General features: G+C 67.5%; 19 protein-coding genes and 1 pseudogene. 12 read left to right on the top strand and 8 right to left on the bottom strand.

Features of this window, described 5'->3' with window-relative positions; genetic code table 11:
* Positions 1-21: 21 nt before the first annotated feature.
* Entirely contained in the window at positions 22-777 is a 756-nt protein-coding gene (locus F5X71_RS18070) for a class I SAM-dependent methyltransferase (RefSeq protein ID WP_167463081.1), read from the bottom strand.
* 375 nt (positions 778-1,152) lie between these two features.
* Here F5X71_RS18070 and F5X71_RS18065 point away from each other — a divergent pair, with 375 nt between their 5' ends.
* On the top strand, positions 1,153-1,638 hold the full coding sequence (locus F5X71_RS18065; protein ID WP_167463080.1) for a DinB family protein: 486 nt from the start codon (positions 1,153-1,155) through the stop codon (positions 1,636-1,638).
* A gap of 73 nt (positions 1,639-1,711) precedes the next feature.
* The gene (locus tag F5X71_RS18060) at positions 1,712-2,632 is read left to right on the top strand and encodes a LysR family transcriptional regulator (RefSeq protein ID WP_167463079.1); all 921 of its coding nucleotides are present in this window, start codon (positions 1,712-1,714) and stop codon (positions 2,630-2,632) included.
* On the opposite strand, the gene F5X71_RS18055 is transcribed toward F5X71_RS18060, so the two are convergent.
* The 3 genes from F5X71_RS18055 to F5X71_RS18045 all read right to left on the bottom strand — a co-directional run bounded on the left by F5X71_RS18055 (position 2,619) and on the right by F5X71_RS18045 (position 4,998).
* Positions 2,619-3,356, bottom strand: coding sequence for an SDR family oxidoreductase (locus tag F5X71_RS18055; protein WP_167463078.1), 738 nt, complete (start codon positions 3,354-3,356; stop codon positions 2,619-2,621). The two genes, F5X71_RS18060 and F5X71_RS18055, sit on opposite strands and share 14 nt — an antisense overlap.
* A gap of 22 nt (positions 3,357-3,378) precedes the next feature.
* Positions 3,379-4,152: an oxidoreductase gene (locus tag F5X71_RS18050; RefSeq protein ID WP_167463077.1), complete on the bottom strand. Its 774-nt coding sequence runs from the start codon at positions 4,150-4,152 to the stop codon at positions 3,379-3,381.
* Between the two features lie 507 nt (positions 4,153-4,659).
* Positions 4,660-4,998: a hypothetical protein gene (locus F5X71_RS18045; RefSeq protein WP_167463076.1), complete on the bottom strand. Its 339-nt coding sequence runs from the start codon at positions 4,996-4,998 to the stop codon at positions 4,660-4,662.
* Positions 4,999-5,470: 472 nt separating this feature from the next.
* Here F5X71_RS18045 and F5X71_RS18040 point away from each other — a divergent pair, with 472 nt between their 5' ends.
* A complete protein-coding gene (locus F5X71_RS18040; RefSeq protein ID WP_167463075.1) occupies positions 5,471-6,421 on the top strand; it encodes a hypothetical protein in 951 nt (316 codons plus the stop codon).
* A 177-nt stretch (positions 6,422-6,598) separates the two neighbouring features.
* Here the strand turns inward: F5X71_RS18040 and F5X71_RS18035 are convergent, their stop codons facing one another.
* Positions 6,599-8,065 (bottom strand): amidase, encoded by a 1,467-nt coding sequence (locus F5X71_RS18035; RefSeq protein WP_167463074.1) that lies wholly within the window; start codon positions 8,063-8,065, stop codon positions 6,599-6,601.
* A gap of 444 nt (positions 8,066-8,509) precedes the next feature.
* On the opposite strand from F5X71_RS18035, the gene F5X71_RS18030 reads away from it, so the two are divergent.
* Positions 8,510-8,944 carry a VOC family protein gene (locus tag F5X71_RS18030; RefSeq protein WP_167463073.1) on the top strand — a complete coding sequence of 145 codons (435 nt, stop codon included), beginning with the start codon at positions 8,510-8,512 and terminating at the stop codon, positions 8,942-8,944.
* 33 nt (positions 8,945-8,977) lie between these two features.
* On the opposite strand, the pseudogene F5X71_RS18025 reads toward F5X71_RS18030, so the two are convergent.
* Positions 8,978-9,420: pseudogene (locus F5X71_RS18025) on the bottom strand (dolichyl-phosphate-mannose--protein mannosyltransferase); the annotation flags it as partial.
* 63 nt (positions 9,421-9,483) lie between these two features.
* On the opposite strand from F5X71_RS18025, the gene F5X71_RS18020 reads away from it, so the two are divergent.
* The 8 genes from F5X71_RS18020 to F5X71_RS17985 all read left to right on the top strand — a co-directional run bounded on the left by F5X71_RS18020 (position 9,484) and on the right by F5X71_RS17985 (position 15,833).
* The gene (locus F5X71_RS18020; RefSeq protein ID WP_167463072.1) at positions 9,484-10,101 is read left to right on the top strand and encodes a maltokinase N-terminal cap-like domain-containing protein; all 618 of its coding nucleotides are present in this window, start codon (positions 9,484-9,486) and stop codon (positions 10,099-10,101) included.
* Between the two features lie 82 nt (positions 10,102-10,183).
* Positions 10,184-10,795 carry a DUF308 domain-containing protein gene (locus tag F5X71_RS18015; RefSeq protein ID WP_342803732.1) on the top strand — a complete coding sequence of 204 codons (612 nt, stop codon included), beginning with the start codon at positions 10,184-10,186 and terminating at the stop codon, positions 10,793-10,795.
* A 185-nt stretch (positions 10,796-10,980) separates the two neighbouring features.
* Positions 10,981-11,727 carry a hypothetical protein gene (locus tag F5X71_RS18010; protein ID WP_167463070.1) on the top strand — a complete coding sequence of 249 codons (747 nt, stop codon included), beginning with the start codon at positions 10,981-10,983 and terminating at the stop codon, positions 11,725-11,727.
* Positions 11,728-11,844: 117 nt separating this feature from the next.
* Positions 11,845-13,107, top strand: coding sequence for a DUF418 domain-containing protein (locus F5X71_RS18005; protein WP_167463069.1), 1,263 nt, complete (start codon positions 11,845-11,847; stop codon positions 13,105-13,107).
* Positions 13,108-13,161: 54 nt separating this feature from the next.
* On the top strand, positions 13,162-13,464 hold the full coding sequence (locus F5X71_RS18000; RefSeq protein WP_167463068.1) for a hypothetical protein: 303 nt from the start codon (positions 13,162-13,164) through the stop codon (positions 13,462-13,464).
* A gap of 137 nt (positions 13,465-13,601) precedes the next feature.
* Entirely contained in the window at positions 13,602-14,417 is an 816-nt protein-coding gene (locus F5X71_RS17995) for a metalloregulator ArsR/SmtB family transcription factor (RefSeq protein WP_167463067.1), read from the top strand.
* Positions 14,414-15,013, top strand: coding sequence for a dihydrofolate reductase family protein (locus tag F5X71_RS17990; RefSeq protein WP_167463066.1), 600 nt, complete (start codon positions 14,414-14,416; stop codon positions 15,011-15,013). Before F5X71_RS17995 ends, F5X71_RS17990 begins: the two co-directional genes overlap by 4 nt.
* A 301-nt stretch (positions 15,014-15,314) precedes the next feature.
* The gene (locus tag F5X71_RS17985) at positions 15,315-15,833 is read left to right on the top strand and encodes a shikimate kinase (RefSeq protein ID WP_203218181.1); all 519 of its coding nucleotides are present in this window, start codon (positions 15,315-15,317) and stop codon (positions 15,831-15,833) included.
* Positions 15,834-15,856: 23 nt separating this feature from the next.
* Here the strand turns inward: F5X71_RS17985 and F5X71_RS17980 are convergent, their stop codons facing one another.
* Both F5X71_RS17980 and F5X71_RS17975 read right to left on the bottom strand, forming a co-directional pair.
* Positions 15,857-16,705: an alpha/beta fold hydrolase gene (locus F5X71_RS17980; protein WP_167463065.1), complete on the bottom strand. Its 849-nt coding sequence runs from the start codon at positions 16,703-16,705 to the stop codon at positions 15,857-15,859.
* Positions 16,702-17,286, bottom strand: coding sequence for a TetR/AcrR family transcriptional regulator (locus tag F5X71_RS17975; RefSeq protein WP_167463064.1), 585 nt, complete (start codon positions 17,284-17,286; stop codon positions 16,702-16,704). Before F5X71_RS17975 ends, F5X71_RS17980 begins: the two co-directional genes overlap by 4 nt.
* Positions 17,287-17,646 lie beyond the last annotated feature (360 nt).

Raw genomic sequence — 17,646 nt, 5'->3', positions numbered from 1 at the left:
CTCGCGCGGCCCCGGTACGGGTCAGTTGGTGTGTAGGACGAAGAACAGGAAGCAGAGGAAGCGGGTGCCTGTGGCTTCGTCGAAGAGGTCGGGGGCCAGGTCGCGGGCGGCGGGGGCGGCGGGCGGTTCGCTGATGACGTCGATGTGGAAGCCGGCGGCGGTGAAGGCGTCGGTCATGGCGTGCAAGGGGCGATCCCAGAAGCTCAGGTGGGCGGTCTGTCCGCCCATGGTCCACTCTTCGGTCCGGTTGCGGGTGCGGAAGTAGTTGGTCTCGTTCCCGTTCAGGCGCTGCGCCAGGAAGTTGGCGAACGGGTGCTCGACCGAGGCGATGAGGCGGCCGCCGGGGGCAAGCACGCGACGGAACTCCGCCAACGTCGGGCCCCAATCCTCGAGGTAGTGCAGGACCAGGGAGGCGACGACATCGTCGAAGGTGTTGTCGGAGAAGGGGAGTGGGTCGGCGAGGTCGGCCACCCGCAGGTCCGCCTCGGGGCCGAGGCGCCGCCGGGCCAGTTCCAGCATGCCCGCACTGGCGTCGATGCCGGTCACGTCGGCGCCTCGCGCGCGCAGTGCGTCGAACAGTGGACCGGCGCCGCAGCCGGCGTCGAGAACCCGCCGACCGTGGATGTCGCCCGCGAGTTCGAGCAGCGCTGGACGGTTGTAATACGCGGTCAGCAGGCTGGTCTCGCTCTCCGCGGTGTAGCCCTGCGCGAAGCTGTCGTAGGCGCTGGGCCGCGCCGAGCCGGCGGTGGATGCGCGGTCGTGTGGAGCCGGAGTCATCGGCCCATCGTGGCATGAGTAGGTTCCGCCGGTCGGGTGCACTCGGTCGCCGCGCAACTGCTCGAAGCAGGCGGCATCGCGAATAGTGCTGCTCGGCAACGGGTTCAGCCATATGCTTCGCGTCGACGGCCGGTTCGATTCGGGTTGGTCCCGGATAACGAGTAGCCGGAGATCGGAATCTGCGACATACTGACTTTCGGCGGTAGGTCTTCGCACAGGCCTCGCCTGCGGCGCCGAAGGCCCGCATCATGCTGTGTCCGCATTCTCAGCGGCGAGCGATTCGCGTTTCCCGGATGTTCTGACACCGGACGCTTTGTGCACCCCTGCGATCAGCTCGCACTTCCCGCGAGCACATGACAGAAGGAGTGAAAGCCCATGAATACCAACCGAATCACCGTCGGTGGCGAACGCGCACTCATCGAGAACATGCTCGACCGCAACCGGGAGGCGCTCATCGAGACCGTGCGCGGACTGTCGGAGGACGACGCGCGCCGCAAGCTGGTCGCGTCGCTGACCACGCCGATCTCGTTGATCAAGCATGCCGCGGGCGCGGAACGGATCTGGTTCCAGCGGTTCTGGGCCGAGCTGGACGAGGCCGAATGCGACGGCTACTCGCGGCGCGACGAAGGAACCTTCGCCGTCGCCGAGGACGAGTCGCTGGCCGATGTCATCGCCGAATTCGAGCGGGCGAGCGCGCGTTCCCGGGAGATCGCGGCCCGCTTCGACCTCGACGAGACCAAGGACAATCCCCTCGAAGGCACGGTCAGCATGCGCTGGACCCTGCTCGCCATGATCGAAGAGTTCGCCAGGCACGCGGGCCACGGCGACATCCTGCGAGAACAGCTCGACAAGGCGTGTTGACCGCCCGAACCTAGGATTGCGGAGGAACACCGCGAGGCGGACCGCGATCCACGGTAGAGAGGGACAGTCACCGATGACCCTTCGGCAGTACGAATACGCCTTGGCCGTCGCCGAGGCGGGCTCGGTGACGGCGGCGGCGGAGTTGCTGCACGTGGCGCAACCCTCGATGTCCCAGCAGATCCGTGCCCTGGAGCGCGAGCTCGGCGTGACGCTCTTCGCGCGCACCCCGACCGGGTTGGTGCCCACCGTCGTCGGTCGCGCGTTCCTGCGCGAGGCTCAGGTCGCGGTGAGCGCGTCGCGGCGGGCGCGGGCGGCGGCGCGCGCGTCCGGCGCGGAGCTGGTGGGTGAGTTGCTGGTGGCGGCGCAGCTCGGTCTCGGCACGCGGCAGTTGCCGAGTGCGCTGGCCGCGCTGCGCCGCCGCTTTCCCCGCCTCGAGGTGACCGTCTTCGAGGAGCCCAATCCGGCCGAGCTGGAACGGATGGGCCGTCAAGGTGTGCTCGACCTCGTGCTGGTGACCGCGCCCTGCGACGAACGCTCGGCCGACGCCCATCACCTCGGCGACGAGGAATTCGTCGTGGTGCTCAGCGACGGACACCGCCTGCTCGCGGGGGACCGGGTCGAACTGCGCGAGCTGGCCGACGAACCCTGGGTGCGGTTCGACCGGGACAGCGCCCTCGACGGCGTGCTCCGAGAAGTCCTGCGGGACAACGGACTCACCCCGAGCACCGCCGCTCGGGTATCCCAGGCGGCGACGGCGGTGCGCTGGGCCTCGCACGGGCTCGGCGTCACGCTCGTGCCCGCCTCCGCGGTGCCCCAGGGGTACGAGCACCTGGCCCGCCCGGTGTTTCCGGTGGTCTCGCAACCGATCCTGGCCGCGATCCGGCACAACGCGGGCCCGGCCGAGACGGCCCTGCTCGAGCTGTTGCGGCAGGAAACGTGGCACCGGTCCGCGTCGTTCACCCCGGTGCGGGCCGACGAACTCAGAGCTGGGTAGCGCCGCCGTCCACGACCAGTTCGGCACCGGTGGTGTAGGTGGCATCGAAGGCGAGAAACAGTGCTGCTCTTGCTATCTCGTCCACGGTGCCGAACCGCCGCATGGGGTTCTCCGCGGTCCGCTCGGCTTTGAACTGTGCGGCGGCTGCCTCGGTCATGCCGCTGTCGAGGATGCCCGTATCGATCGGGCCGGGGCTGACCGCGTTGACCCGAATGCCACGGGGGAGCAGCTCACTGGCGAGAGTACGGGCCATCGAACGCAACGCCGCCTTGCCTGCCGAGTAGACACCGGCGCTCGGCATGCCCATGACATTCGCGTTCGAGGTGGTGAGCACCACCCCTGCGGACGAGCGCAAGAGCGGGGCCAGCTTCTGCACGGTGAACCACGCGCCCTTGACGTTGATTGCGAACAGTTCGTCGTAGAACTGCTCGGTCGTCTCCTCGAACGGTATGGCGCGGGCTATCCCCGCGTTCACGAAAAGCGCGTCGAGCGTGCCGAATTCGCTCCGCACCCGCTCGGTGAGCGCATCCAGGTCGGCCAATGCCGACACATCGCCTCGAACGGTGAGCGCGTTTGTGCCGAGCTTTTCCTGCGCGGCGTCGAGCGATTCCCGCGAGCGTCCGGTGATCACCACTCGGGCGCCGCCGTCCACCAACTGACGCGCCATCTCGAATCCCATGCCGGTGCTACCGCCGGTGATCACCGCGGTCTTGTCGCTGTACATGCCCTTCTCCTTCGTATTCGCTTCATCCCCGGGGGAATTCGCCGCCGTCGACGACGAGGCTGCTCCCCGTCAACCAGCCCGCCCGCTCGGAGAGCAGGAACGACACCGCATGGGCGATATCGTCGGGCTGCCCATCACGCCCCAGCGGCGGCAGCGCGCCGACACCGTTTTCTTCGGACGGGACCAGCTCTGCCCACAGCTTCCGGGTGGCCTCGCCGCCCGGGGTCGCGGTGCGGCCGGGCAGGACGGTGTTGACCCGGATGCCGAACGGCGCGAGTTCGGCCGCGAGCCCACGGCTGTAGTTCTCCAGTGCCGCTTTTGCCGCCGTGTAGTGCAGGAACGGACCCACCGCCGCGGGGACCGCGGCCGAGGAAATGTGCACGATCGCGCCGGTACGCCGTTCCCGCATCGCGGGTGTGAGCAGGGCGTCCAGCCGCACCGCCGCCAGCAGGTTCAGGTCCAACGCCTCCTGCCACTGCTCGTCCGGGATGGCCGAGCTGCGCTCGAACGGTCGCGCCCCGCCCGCGTTGTGCACCACGATGTCGATCTCGCCGAACATCTCCTGCGCGGCCCCCGCCAACGCCTCGGTCCCCGCTCGGGTCCGCACGTCCGCGGCGACGAAGGCAGCGCCGTCCGGCACGGTGCTCGTCGCGGACCTGGCGGTGGCGACCACCTGCGCCCCCGCCGCCAGCAGCTGGCGCACCACCGCCGCCCCGATACCGCGCGAACCACCCGTGACCAACGCCCGCCGTCCCACGAGTTCGCCCGTCGCCGAGTTGTTTTCGAACATGGTCATGCCATGTGCCCTTTCGATCGCATGGGTATTCGATCGACGAGAATTGAAGCGGTGCGCATTTATCGCTGAACCGTGCGGAGCGCACCTCGTCGAACCGTTTCACCGTATGCCGGGGAAACGACGACCGGCAAAGACCAAATAGCAGCAGGTGCCATAGGGAGTGCCTATACGGTTCGAAATGTGTTGCGGTGCAAGGCAGTATCGGCGAGATGATTATCCCGGTGTGGTCGGTGCCGGCGCCCGTGGGCTACCACGTCGAGGACTCGGGGCCCCGCCGGGGCCGCCTGGGCGCAGGGTCCAAGTCGCCTACACCGGACGTTCTCGCGCTGGTTTCAGAGCTGTTGCATCGGCCGCGGACGAAACGCCCGGCGAGGTGCGCTTTGGCACGAAGGCACCCAAACACCAGGTCCACCCGCACTGCGCCGAAATACTTCGGTCGCACCGACTAAACCTGGACCGGTCAGCGTCGTGCCCTTCTCGCTGGGCCGGCATGCGTTATGCCCGTGTTCAGTCGAATACGCTGCGGCGGGTCATTCGGCCGTTCTGGTCTACTTCCCATCGCGTCTTCGACAGTGCAGGGTCGCGTGCGCACAGGAAGTCGGCGGCGCGTTCGGACACGATGAGTCTGCGAGTGAACGCGAAGTCGTCAATACCTGGACGACCGTGGATGTCGAGCGCGTAAAGGGTGGGGATGGCGAGGGCCTTGGGATCTTCCGCGAATTCGGAGGCTTCGCCGGTGGCCGGTACCAGGCGGTAGCCGGTGAAATCGGTGGCGGACAGAGCCTCGGCCAGGGGCTGTGTGACGCCGCGGATTCCCCCGCTCGAGGCGAATAGTTCGGTGGTCACCGGCACCACCATCAAGAAGGTGACCCCGACCCCTTTGCCTGGTCGCGCAGGGAGTGTCGTTCGGGAGGAGAGGGTGCACAGTTTTCAGGACGTTGCGTAGCAGTTTCGTTTCGTATGTACCAACCAAACGTAAACGTAATAGCAGCAGCGAGATTGGGTAGCTGACCCAAGGGCTGACCCCCGATAATGTTCACTTATCGGAGGTCAGGATGAGGGGGTCAGTCGGCGAACCATGTTGCGACACGACAGGTTTCGTTTCGTGTGAATACGTCATTATTGACGAAACCAACGCTACGATATTCGGGTGTCCAACGTCTGCAACTACCCGGGCTGTGCTCGTCCCATCACGCGTGGTGGAGGGCCTGGTCGCCCTTCGGAATACTGTGATCACCCGGATCACACGAGATGGCGTGCGTGGCGGGAAAGGCAACGGCTACAACAGGAGTCGGAGGGTGCGGAGGGTTCCGTCACTGTGACGCCGCAGGGGCCGGTCACGGCGGCTCGGCTACGTGCGGATGAGCTGCTGATTCAGTTCCGTGGTCTGGCAGATCAACTCGGGAACACGCTGAACGCGGCGGTCGCGGAGCTGTCCACGCTCGGTGATCCGTCGGTGGCGGAGGCGCAGGTCCAGGCGGTGCAGGCCGATGCGGCACGGCGGATCGCCGAGGCTGAAATGGCCACTGTCGCGGCCGAACAGGCGCGTCGTGAGGCCGAGGAGGCGCGGGCATTGGCGGAGGCTGCGGCCGATGACGCGGCCGGCGCGGCCGAGCGAGCCGAGGCCGCGATCGCCGACGCGCAAAGCACCCGCGACGACGCGCTGCGGGAGGTCGAACGTGCCACCCGTCAGGCCGCCGACGACGTGTTCGCCGCGCGCAGCGAGGCCGAAGCCGAGATCCGCACAGCCCGGCGCGAAGCCGCCGAGGAGATCGAGCGGATCCGCAAGGAGGCAGCCGAGCAGGTCGAGCGCGCCGAACGGCGGGCCGCCACCGAGATCGCGCACGCGGAACGTGAGTCGGCGGCCAAAGTGGCGGCGGCGCAATCCGAACGCGACCTCGCGGTGCAGCGTGCCGCCGACGCCGAGCGCGCGACCGAACGTGCCGAGCAGGCTGCGATGGAACGGATCGAAGCCGCCAACGAGGCGCGCGAGGAATGGCGCCGGGTCCGCGTCGAGCTCGACAACGCCCGCACCGAACTCACCGAAACCCGCCGCACCGCGGCCGCCGATATCGCGGCGGCACGTGCGGAATCGGCTGCGGCGGTGGAGAAGGCGCGCGCCGAGGCGGCCCACCGCATAGACGCGCTCGACGAGGCCCGCGCGCAAACCCTCGCCCGCGCCGAACGCGCCGAAGCGCAACTGGACGAGCTGCTGGCCGAGGCCCGCCGCCCGGCCGCGGATCGACCGGCGCGGGCAGGGGCCTCGTGAGCGAGCGGAGCGGAGTCGTGCTCGGTCGGGGGCGGCTACACCCCTGACCGAGCACGAGCGTTCAGCCGCGCAGTGTCGGGTGTCCGGGACGACCTCGTCGATCCAGCGACGCAGTTGGATTTCGTCGGTGGTCTCGATGGCGAGATCGGCCAAGACTCGCGCCCAGCCCGAAGCCGCTTATCCGTTCAGCTGCAGCCCCGGCGGGACGCGGAAGCCGCCGAGTTCCTGCTCGAGCAGTTCGGCCAGGCGTAGCGGGGTGCGGTCCTCGAACATCGGGCCGATGAGTTGCACGCCGACCGGCAGGCCGTCGGGGGTGTGATCCGCGGGGATGGCGGTGGCGGGCAGGCCGGGCATGGTGGCCACGCCGACCCAGGCGAACTGGTCGCTGAAGGAGTGGTCGGTGCCGTCGATGGTGATGCGGCGCTCGTCGAGTTCGGTGTGGTCGTGCGGGAACGCGGGGGTCGGGGTGATCGGGCACACGACGATGTCGAACTCGGCGAACAGGTTTCGCCACCCTTGACGGTGTAGTTCGCGTCGGCTGTTCGCCTCGACCCAGCCGCGATGGTCGAGGATCGCGCTGCGCAGCCAGACGGCTTGAAAGCTGTCGTCCTGCGCGTCGAGCGCGGCCGCGGTGGCGCGCATCGCTTCGAACCTGTCCGCGGGATATCGGGCGGCGACATCGGAGACCATCAGCTGGGTGTAGATGGTCGCGGATTCGGCGAGGTCGGGCAGCAGGGGACTGTGCCGGGCCACGTGCGCCCCCGCGGCGGTCAGCGCGTCGGCGACGCGGTTCAGCGCGGCTCGCACCGCGGACCCGGTCGGCACCACGGGATGTTCGTCGAGCACCAGGACGCGGAAGTCGGCCAGGCGCTCATGGCGGGTCGGCGGCAGCGCCAGCTGGTAGCTGATGCCCTGGGTGAGCGGATCGGGCCCGGCCATGATGTCGAGCAGCAGGGTGAGGTCGCGGGCGGTGCGCGCCATCGGGCCGAGCACCGCGAGATCGCGATCGGCGGGCAGCGCGGGCACGCCGGGCGGGACCATGCCGCGGGTCGCCACCAGCCCGAGCGTCGGTTTGTGCGCGAAGATGCCGCAGAAGTGCGCGGGCGTGCGCAGTGAACCGGCGATATCGGAGCCGAGGGAGAGCGCGCCGAATCCGGCCGCCAACGCCGCCGCCGACCCGCCGGACGAACCGCCCGGCGTGCGAGTGAGATCCCACGGGTTGTTGGTGGTGCCGTAGATGTCGTTGAAGCTCTGGATGTCGTTCAACATGAACGGCACGTTGGTCTTTCCGAGCACGACCGCGCCCGCCGCCTCGACCCGCGACACCGACAGCGCGTCCTCGTCGGGCACGTAGTCGCGATGCTCCGGCACGCCCCAGGTGGTGGGCAGTCCCGCGATGTTGTAGCACTCCTTCACCGTTATCGGGAGACCGAGCAGTGGTCGATACTCGCCGCGTGCCCGCGCCTCGTCGGCGCGGCGCGCGGCCGCGCGGGCCCGGTCGAAATCGGGCACGCAGATCGCGTTGATTGTTTTGTCTTCGCGTTCGATCCGGGTAATCGCCTCGTCGGTCAGCTCTACCGAGGTCACCTCACCCGCGCGCAGTGCAGTCAAAAGTTGTTCGGCCGAATGAAAACTTCGCTCCATGAACGCGACCATACCGATGTCGCGTCGATGTCCCATTCCACGCACGACGGCCGCCGTCACGAACTTCGTACGTCGCTGCGGCCGTACAACTTTGACAACCCGCAGGTCAAGGCGCTACCCGCAGCCTAACGACGCCCTGGAAGCCACGAATTCCCGCTCGGCACAATAAGAGAGATATCTCAGCGAATTGGGTGCTGGGTGAAAGTGGTCGGCCGATCAGGAGGAAATGGTGGCGGCATCGTCCGAGAGGCTGCCGCCACCATTTCCTCCTGATCAATCGACCAATTCGACGCGCCGTTATTTCACGCTCGACGGAGGCGTCGATGCGCGAGTCGCCAATGGTCCGCATGCGCGGGCCTATCGGATCAGTTTCCTTGTGGGACAAGGGGCGTTCGGTGCGTAAAGGATGTGCGTGATGGCGGCCCGCGCCCCTAAAGTGATCCCATGACATCGGTGAGACAGGTCCAGGTCACCTTCGACTGCGCGGATCCCGAACGTGTCGCGCGCTTCTGGTGCGAGGTACTGGGGTATGTCGCGCCGCCACCGCCGGACGGGTTCGCCAGCTGGGACGAGTACAACGGCACGCTGCCACCGGAGCAACGGAATGCCTGGTTCGCGGCGAAGGATCCCACGGGTGTCGGCCCCCGTCTGTACTTCCAGCGCGTGCCGGAAGGCAAGGTGGTGAAGAACCGGGTGCACCTCGATGTTCGGGTCGGGACCGGTCTTGTCGGCGCCGAACGCGTGGCCGCGCTGGAAGCCGAATGCGCCCGGCTGATTCCGCTCGGCGCGGTCCGGGTGCGGCTGCTGGAGGCCGACGAGGAGAACGAGTCGTGTCTGACGATGCAGGACGTCGAAGGCAACGAGTTCTGTCTGGACTGAGCGTATGTTCGGTACCGGGGGACACGGACGTGGTCAGCGCCGGCTCGGCAACCAGAGATGGTCTTGCCAGCTGGCGGCGGTAATCGGCAGCCCGGTCAGAATCGGGTGCAGGCAGATGAAGTCGGCCACCACCAAGCCCAGATACAGACAGACCGCGCGCAACCCGGTGCCGCGGCGTTCTCTGGATTGCGCGGCGCGACCGAGCATTTGACCGAGCGTCAGGGCCAGCGGCATGACGAGGAACGGCGCCATCGCGCTGGCGTAGAAGTAGTACATCTGCCGGTCCAGGGTGGCGAACCACGGCAGCCACGCGGCGCCGTACGCGGTGAGTACGGCGAGGTAGCGCCAGTCCCGCCGGTCGCCGACTGCCAGATCGCCCACCCCAGCACCGGGAACGCCAACCACCAGATGGCCGGTGTGCCGAGCGGCATGATCGCCCGGACACACTCGGATTGCCCACAGCCGTGGGCGTTTTCGGTCGCTTATGCTCGAGCCGAACGTCCGGCAGTCGAGCGGGGCGGGCGAAGGAGGACGCGCGGATGGCTGTCATCCACCAGACGACGATGGTGCCGACGAAGCTGGAACTACTGACCACCTGGCTGCCGACCCGCCCGTGGTATCGGGGCACGGGGCGGCCGGTGTTGCGGCGGGCCGGAGGCTTCCGACTCGACGATCCCGCGGGGGCGGTCGGCATCGAGTTCCTGGTGATCGTGGACGGCGCGGGCGTGGAGCCGGTCGGGTACCTGGTGCCGTTCGCCTACCGTGGCGCACCGCTCGACGACGCCGAGGAAGCACTCGTCGGCACGTCGATGCACGGTGTGCTCGGTCAGCGCTGGCTCTACGACGGCACCCGCGACCCGGTGGTGCAGGCGCAGATCGCGGCGCTGGTGGCGGGAACCGCCGAGCCGCAGGCCCAGCACGACAGCGGCAAGCCGGATCCGTCGATCCGTGTCACGCCCGTCGAGCTCGTGCTGCCCGCGCCCGCACCGGCGGTCGACGGTGACGGTCATACCGATATCGGGGACGTGGTCCGGGTGCATCGCGTGCTGCGGCCGGAGGCGGTGTCGACCGCGGGACAGGTGAGCGTGCCGTGGCAGCTCGCGGACGGGGTGCGGGTGCGCAGCGTTGCGCTGTCGACGCGGCCCGGGGTGGGCTAGTCGGCAAATTCTGTTCGTCCATGCCTGCCCGCCGCACCGAGTGAAAGCAAACACGCGGCTAACTTAGGCGAACGCCCATATTATGGGGGCTATGCCCGAAGGCGAGCTCCAAGGGCGTGCGGACCCATTGGCCGGGACAGCCCGGTACGCGATCCTTGTGTCCGGTGCCTGTTCGATGATTTTGGGTGTGGTCATAGCCGTATGGCCACACAAGACGTTGCCGACCGCGGAACTGCTGCTCGGTGCGTATTTGCTGGTCAATGCCGCGTTGCAGGTGATCATCGCGTTCAGCGCGCGGGTGGCGCCCGCCCTGCGCGTGCTGATCTTCGTCAGCGGTCTGACCTCGACGTTGCTCGCTGTGCTGTGTTTCAGCGGCGGCAACTCGCCCCTGCTGCTCTCGTTCTGGGTCGGGCTGGGCTGGTCGGTGCGCGGCATCTGCCACGCGACGGTCGCGGTGTGGTCCCCGGAGTTGCACGGCAGCGGCAGGCAGGAGGTGTTCGGTCTGGGCACCGTCGTGCTCGGCATCGTCGTCGGGGTGCTGCCGTTCGATTCACTGGACGTGCTCGCACTGGTGATAGGCCTGCTGGTGATCGTGATCTCGACGATGGAAGTGCTCAGCGTCGCCGCGGTCCGGCAGGGCGTGCTCGATCTGTCGGGGCTGTCACGGCCACGGCCGGTGCGGCTCGACCCCTGATCACGGGCATCGCGCAGCACACGCGCGACGCGCGAGTAGGCGGTCCGGCCGGATTCGAGTAGCCGGGCACTCGTGGCATCCGGCGCCGTTCTGGTCACTCTGTGAGTGGCTAGAAAGGAGCTCGAGATGTATGAGCGAACCTACGACACGGCCGAGCCGCACCGGCGTACGAGCGGAGCGAGGTCGTGAACGTCGCGCACCTGCGCAGGCCGGGGGCACACCATCGGCCCGAAATGGCAGGCGGCGCAGGCATGCACAGCATGGTGGTTTTCGGTACCGGACTCGACTGCTACCTGTCCTACCGGCCCACGTTCGATGTGCCGCACAACTATCAGGTGCTGCTCGCCGTCGAATTCGACGAGCGTGGCCGCCGGGCCATCGGGGCGGACCGGCGCGTGGGATACACCGATATCCATACCTTCGACCCCGGGGACCTGCCGATCGCCGAACTCGACCCGCAACGCCCCGGCCCACGGCGCTCCTTCCACGGCGCGCTGATCCGGGGACGACGCGAACGTGGCGGCCTCGTGATCGCCGAGCAGGTGCGGGCCACCGTCAGCCGGGTCCTGCATTTCGCGGAACTCGATCGCGACGGCGACTGCGGCACCCCGACCCACCTGTGTTTCGGCCGGCCGGATCGGCTGTATCTTGCGCACCGGATCGTCCGGCGGCCCAGCTTCGATCAGATCGTCTCGGCCGAGCTGGTGCCCGGCTCCGTGACCGACCTGCTCGGCGGCGCGCTGCCGGACCACGTCGCGCGGCGCGGTTTCGAACGGGCCCAGCCGATCCTGCTCGGGCAGCGCGACTTCACCGGGCCACGGTTGCGGGCCGGCGAGCTGACCGTCGCGGCGTTCCGCGATGGCGCGCAAGGATTCCTGGCCGAGATCGCGGTGCGACGCCAGATCTATCTGGAGGTCGGCGACCTGGTGTGACCGACCGACGGTGGTTGTCAATACCCCGCAGGTCGCGGTTGCGATATGTCCGTTTCAGTATCGGGGTCAGTCCGATGGCCGATGCGGCGGATCGGCGCGGACGCCTACTTTCATCCCATGTCCGAATCGGTTGTCCCTGACGGGATCTCGGGTCGCCGGATCGCCGAAGTCGATATTCTGCGAGGCTTCGCGCTGTTCGGCATCCTGATCACCAACGCGATTGTCGCGACCACGCTGTGGTCGTTCAGCGGACCGGACGACCAGTTGCGACCGCACTGGGACGGACCGATCGACCATGTGGTCGGCGGATTCGTCGACGCCTTCTTCGTCGGCCGGTTCTACCTGCTGTTCGCGTTCCTGTTCGGCTATTCGTTCACGTTGCAGATCGCCGCGGCGCAGCGGGCCGGGGTGTCGGCGAACGCGCGACTGCTGCGGCGCTGTGCGGCCCTGCTGACCGTCGGTCTCGCGCACGTGTTCCTGCTGTGGATCGGCGACATCCTCACCCTGTACGCGATGCTGTGCCTGGTCCTGATCACGTTGAAGAAACTGCGGCCGCGCACGGCGGTGATCACCGGCGTCGTGCTCTACATCGTGTGGTGCGGGTGGATGTTCATTCCCGGCAGTGGCGGTGATGACCTCTCGGAGCTCGGCGTCTTCTTCGACCTGCGGCGAATGCACGACGGATACTCGGGATCGTTCGCCGACACCTTCGCCATCCAGACGGGGACCGCGCCGGTCTTCCTCGTGCTGATCTGGTTCACCCAGGGCGTGACCAGTCTCGGCATGTTCTTGATCGGTATGGCGGCGGGCAAACGGCAACTGTTCGAGAATCGAGACGTCTTGCGGCGTTGGGCGCCTCGGGTGTTGATCGGCGGCCTAGCGATCGGGTTGCCGATCACGGTGGTGAACTTCGGCGCCGGACAGAACTGGTTCGACCCCGGGTTCTACTGGGCCGGGCTGCAAGAACTCGTCAATCCGCTGATGACCTTCGCCTACGTCGCGGGCATCATCTGCCTCACCCAGTCGGCGCGCACCGCGCCGATGCTGCGATGGCTCGCACCGGCCGGACGCATGGCGGCCTCGAACTACATCTTCCAGTCCGTCGTGTTGATGGTCGTCTACACCGGTTACGGGTTCGGGCTGGTCGACACGGTGCCGCCCGCCGGTGTCCTCGGCATCGGCCTGCTCACCTACGCCGTGCAGGTGGTGGCAAGTGACTGGTGGTTGCGCGGTCACCGCTACGGTCCGGTCGAATGGTTGCTCCGGGCGGTCACCTATCTGTCGATTCCCGCCTGGCGGCGCGCCCCGGAAACCCTTCCGGCACATCAGGAACGACTCACGCGACCTTCCGACGACACCGGAAGCCACTGGCGGCCATGATCATTCAGCCGATACCGTGGGGCGGTGCCGGACCACCGGAAGGATGAGCGCAGCATGTCGGTAGCAGGGATCTGGGATCTGACCGTCGCCACCCCGCTCGGCGACATCCCCGTCGTCCTGGAACTCCAGCTGGACAACGGAGTTCTCACCGGAACCGCGCGCGGCAAAGGCAAGAAGATGGCGCTCGAGGACATCACGCTCGACGGCACCTCGCTGCGCTGGCGGCAAACCCTCACCCGGAGCCTGATGCGCCTCGGCCTGACCTTCGAAATGACCACCACGGGCGACCAGATGAGCGGCACCTGCGTGACCGGCCGGTTCCCACCCGCCGACGTCACCGGCGTCCGCCGCACCTGAAACGCGAGCGCATCGGTGTTTCGGGTTCCGGCGGGGTCGATTACGCGATAGAAGCCGGGATCTGCCGCCGCGGCGGCGTCGAGGAGAACGCAAATATTCCTTGACAAGAATATTCTACAAAGTGAATACTTTGAGTCGTGGATGAGATCGCATCAGCACTGGGAGACGGCGCCCGGTGGCGCATGGTCGAACTTCTTGCCGTGCGGCCCCGATCTGTCGGTGAACTTGCCGAACTGACCGGACTCCGGCAGCCGCAGACCACTAAGCACCTACAGACCCTGGCTCGAGCCGGCCTCGTCACGGTCTTCCCACTCGGGCAGCGTCGCGTGTACGCAATAGAAGCCGCGCCGCTACAGAACCTCGAACGTCGCCTGCGGTCACTGAACGAGACCATCGCGGCGCACGCCGACGAGCGGGATGTGCTCGCGCGCTATCGCACCGCCATCGAAGTCGAGACCGCGGTCGCGGACCGGGATAGGTGGGCGGACGGGCGCGCCTTCTCCTTCGAGCGCATACTCGCCGCGCCCCAGGAGCTCGCATGGCAGTACTGGACCGATCCGAGTCTGCTCCAATCCTGGTGGGCCCCGGCTTCATTGAAGGTCACCGACTGCGTCGTTGAGGCGAAGCCGGGCGGTCGCGCCGTTCTGGACTACCTCGATCCCGAGGGGCGGCGGTATCGCTCTGTGGGATCAGTCCAGGCCGCGAGCGAACCGGAGCAGCTCGTCTTCGACCTCTCGGTGCTCGACGAGGCAGGGGCGGTCGCGTTCACCAGCAACTACGACCTGAGGCTCACGGCCGTCCCGGAGGGCACCCTCCTGCATCTTGATCTGAGCATTGCTGAAACGACGGTGGAGGCCGTTTCTTACATCGCCGGGATCGAAACCGGTTGGGGCCAGGTACTCGACAATCTCGCCAACGTCATCACCAACAAGAAGAAGGAAGTACAGCCATGACGAACTCGACCACACGCAGGGTCACCGCGAACATCAGCCTCACCCTCGACGGGCGCTACAACGGACCCGGCGGACCCGGCGATCTCAGCGCGATCGTCCCATACGCCAGCACCGAGGTCGCGCGCAACTACCTCACTCGCATCTGGGAGAACGCGACGATCGCGGTACTCGGCCGCAACAGCGCCGAAGGATTCCTGGGATATTGGCCGACAGTCGCCACAGACGAAAACGCCGATCCGCGCGAACGTGGGTACGCGAAGTGGCTGGTGGATACCGACAAGGTGATCCTGTCGAGCACCTTGGCCGAAGCGCCGTGGGAACGCGCCCGTGTGGTCGACGCGCCGGCCGCCGACGTCATCACCGACCTCCGAACGACCGGCGAGGGCGAGATACTCGTCAACACCAGCCCGACCGTGGTCAAGGCACTGCTCGCCGCGGACCTGATCGACCGGCTATACCTCATGATCACCCCCGAGATCGCCGGGGGCGGACAGCGGTTGTTCGACGACGGCCTGCCTGGTTCGAAGTGGACGCTCACTCACCAGGAGAGCGGCGAATCGGGTGAGATGGCCTTGGTCTTCGACCGCGCACGCTGAACCTGCCGCGGGCGGCCCCGCTCGATCCCGACGCCGTCATCGGCGCGAGCCTGCTCGGCGACGAACCTCGTAATACTCTGCGGTTCAAGCGATTATCGCGTTCACAGCCAGGATTGCTCGGACTAGGCGTCGAGCAGGCGAGCGCGGATTATGCCCCTTGTGGGCGTACAGCAGGTCCCGGCGCAGAGTTGTTGAGCTTGCGGCATCGTTCGGATCTGACAATTAGCAAGCGGCATATACGTTGCGCCGCAACGCCTGTACGCCTCGAGCGCAGTGACGTGGTCTCCCATACGATCCACCGGTGGCGGCTATTTTGGTGACAGGCATGTCCGGCACCGGGAAATCCACGGCGCTGATCGCGCTGGCGCACCGGGGATTCCCGGTGGTGGACACCGATTACGGCGACTGGATCGAGGAACTTCCACACGCCGACGGCACCGGCTCGGAGCCACAGTGGCGCGAAGCGCGCGTCGAAGCACTGCTCGCACACCACGAACGGTCCGGCCAACCACTGTTCATCGGAGGCGCCGTAAGCAACCAGGTCCGGTTCTATCCTCGATTCGACGAGATCGTCCTGCTCAGCGCCCCGGTGCCGGTCATCCTCGACCGCATAGCGCATCGCGACACCAACCCCTTCGGCAAGACCGCCGCAGAACGCGAACGAATCATGGCCGATATCGCCGAAATCGAACCATTGCTGCGCTCGGTGGCGACTGTCGAGATCGATACGAGCAAACCGTTGGCCGAGGTAGTCGACCGGCTGGCGGCACTCGCGGGACCGCCGTCGATTGCCGCGCAGCGCCCGACTGACCCAGCCTGATATGACCGATTTCGACGAGTGTTCTATGTGGCGCTTGGGCCGGTGCGGGCGGAGAGAAGGAGGTCCAGGAGTTTTTGGGCGAAGGGTCCGGGGTGTTGGTTGAGGCCGCCGTGGCCGCCGGGGAATTCGACCAGCCGGGCGCCGAGGCGTTCGGCGAGGGTGGTGGCCGGTCGGTAGGGAAGGGTGCCGGGGGACTCGGCGCCGACGGCGAGCACGAGTCGGTCGGCGTGCTCGGTGAGCGCGGTTTCGTCGGGTAGATACGAAGTGATCTGCCGCAGTTCGTGTTCCAGCATGATCGGGAGGTTGGCCATGACCCGGGCGACCATGTCGGCGGCGCGCGGCGGCAGCGTCGCCGGGTCCGGCATGCCGCGCAGTTGCGCGCCGACACCGGCCGCGAAATGGGCGCCGGCGACGGCCGCGCCTTCGCGGTGGAACAGGGCGTAGACCTCGTCGACGAACGCGCGATGGTCCGCCGCGTCGGGCAGCACGCCGAACGACGGCGGTTCGTGGGCGACGACGAGGGCCAGCCGCTCGGGGTGGCGAGCGAGCAGATCCAGCGCGACCACCGCACCGCCGCTGGCCCCGAAGACGTAGACGGATTCGCCTGCGGGAGCGCGGTCTTCAATGAGGCGATGGATGTCGTCGCTCATCACCTCGACCCGTTGATCCACCGGCGGGCCGTCGAGCGGGCTGCGCGAATAGCCGCGCGGGTCGGCGGCCAGCACCGTGAAGTGCGGCACCAGCACCTGTGCGACATGATCGAACATCGCGGCGTCGGCGCCACTGCCCGGCAGCAGAACAAGCAGCGGGCCGCTGCCGCGTTCCTCATAGAACAGCGTTGCGCCAGGGACTTGCAGCGTGCCGGACTTCATGATTCATCCTTCTTCTCGCGGGGCCACTGCTCGAGCGTGACGTGCAGGGCGTCGATGATGCGTTCCCAGGAGGCCGCCGTGTCGCGGGAATGGTTGAACCCGCCGCCGGCCTCCAATGCGGCATAGCCGTGAAAAGTGCTGCGCAGCAGTCGGACCGCGTCGGTGAGGTCCGGCTCGGCCAGCCCGTAGGCGCGCAGCATGCCGTAGGTGAGTTCGATGCCGCGGGCGAGGGCGGGGTCGGGATTCACCAGTCCGGGCGGCACCGGCGCTTGAGTCGCGGCGTAGCGACCCGGGTGGCGCAGGGCGTAATCGCGCCAGGTGTGCGCGAACGCCGCGAGGGCGTCACGGCCCGCGCGCCCCGCGACGGCGGTCGCGATGAGTTCGGTCTTCTCCACCGCCGCCAGCATCGTCACCCGCGCCCGCAGCTCCTGCAGGTTCTTGACGTGGGAGTACAGGCTCGCGTCCTTGACCCCGAACTGCTTGGCCAGCGCCGACATCGTGACGCCGTCGAACCCGATCGCGTCCGCGAGATCGGCCGCCGCCCGCGTGATCCGCTCCGCGGTGAGCCCCGCCCGTGCCATCAACGTCGACCCTCCTTTGCTTGTGCCCCTAGTTTATAACCTAGAGGTACTAGGTTTGGCAATGCGGCCAGCAGCGCCGCGGCTGCGTAGTCAGAGTCAGGGGTGCACGTCTCATCGACGCGCGGGCACTTGCCCGCGAGGCCGGCGAAGGTGCGCGCGGTGTCGATCGGGTTGCCGGTCAGGGCGACCTGGCTTCACGTCGTGGCGCAGTCTCCGAGAGGTGTGGTCCGTCCCCGATCGGGTTCGATGTCACGGTTGTTCGGAGGCGTCGCGAGCCGTTGCGGTCAGGTGTGGCAGCTGGAACGAGTTCGCAGAGTGCTTCGAACGGTTGAGGTTCCGCGTTGGCATCAGGCCTCATCG

It is taken from the genome of Nocardia brasiliensis, assembly GCF_011801125.1.
Taxonomy (GTDB): Bacteria; Actinomycetota; Actinomycetes; order Mycobacteriales; family Mycobacteriaceae; genus Nocardia; species Nocardia brasiliensis_C.
Note: the sequence above shows the minus strand (reverse complement) of the source record. Positions and strands in the feature narration are given on the sequence as shown.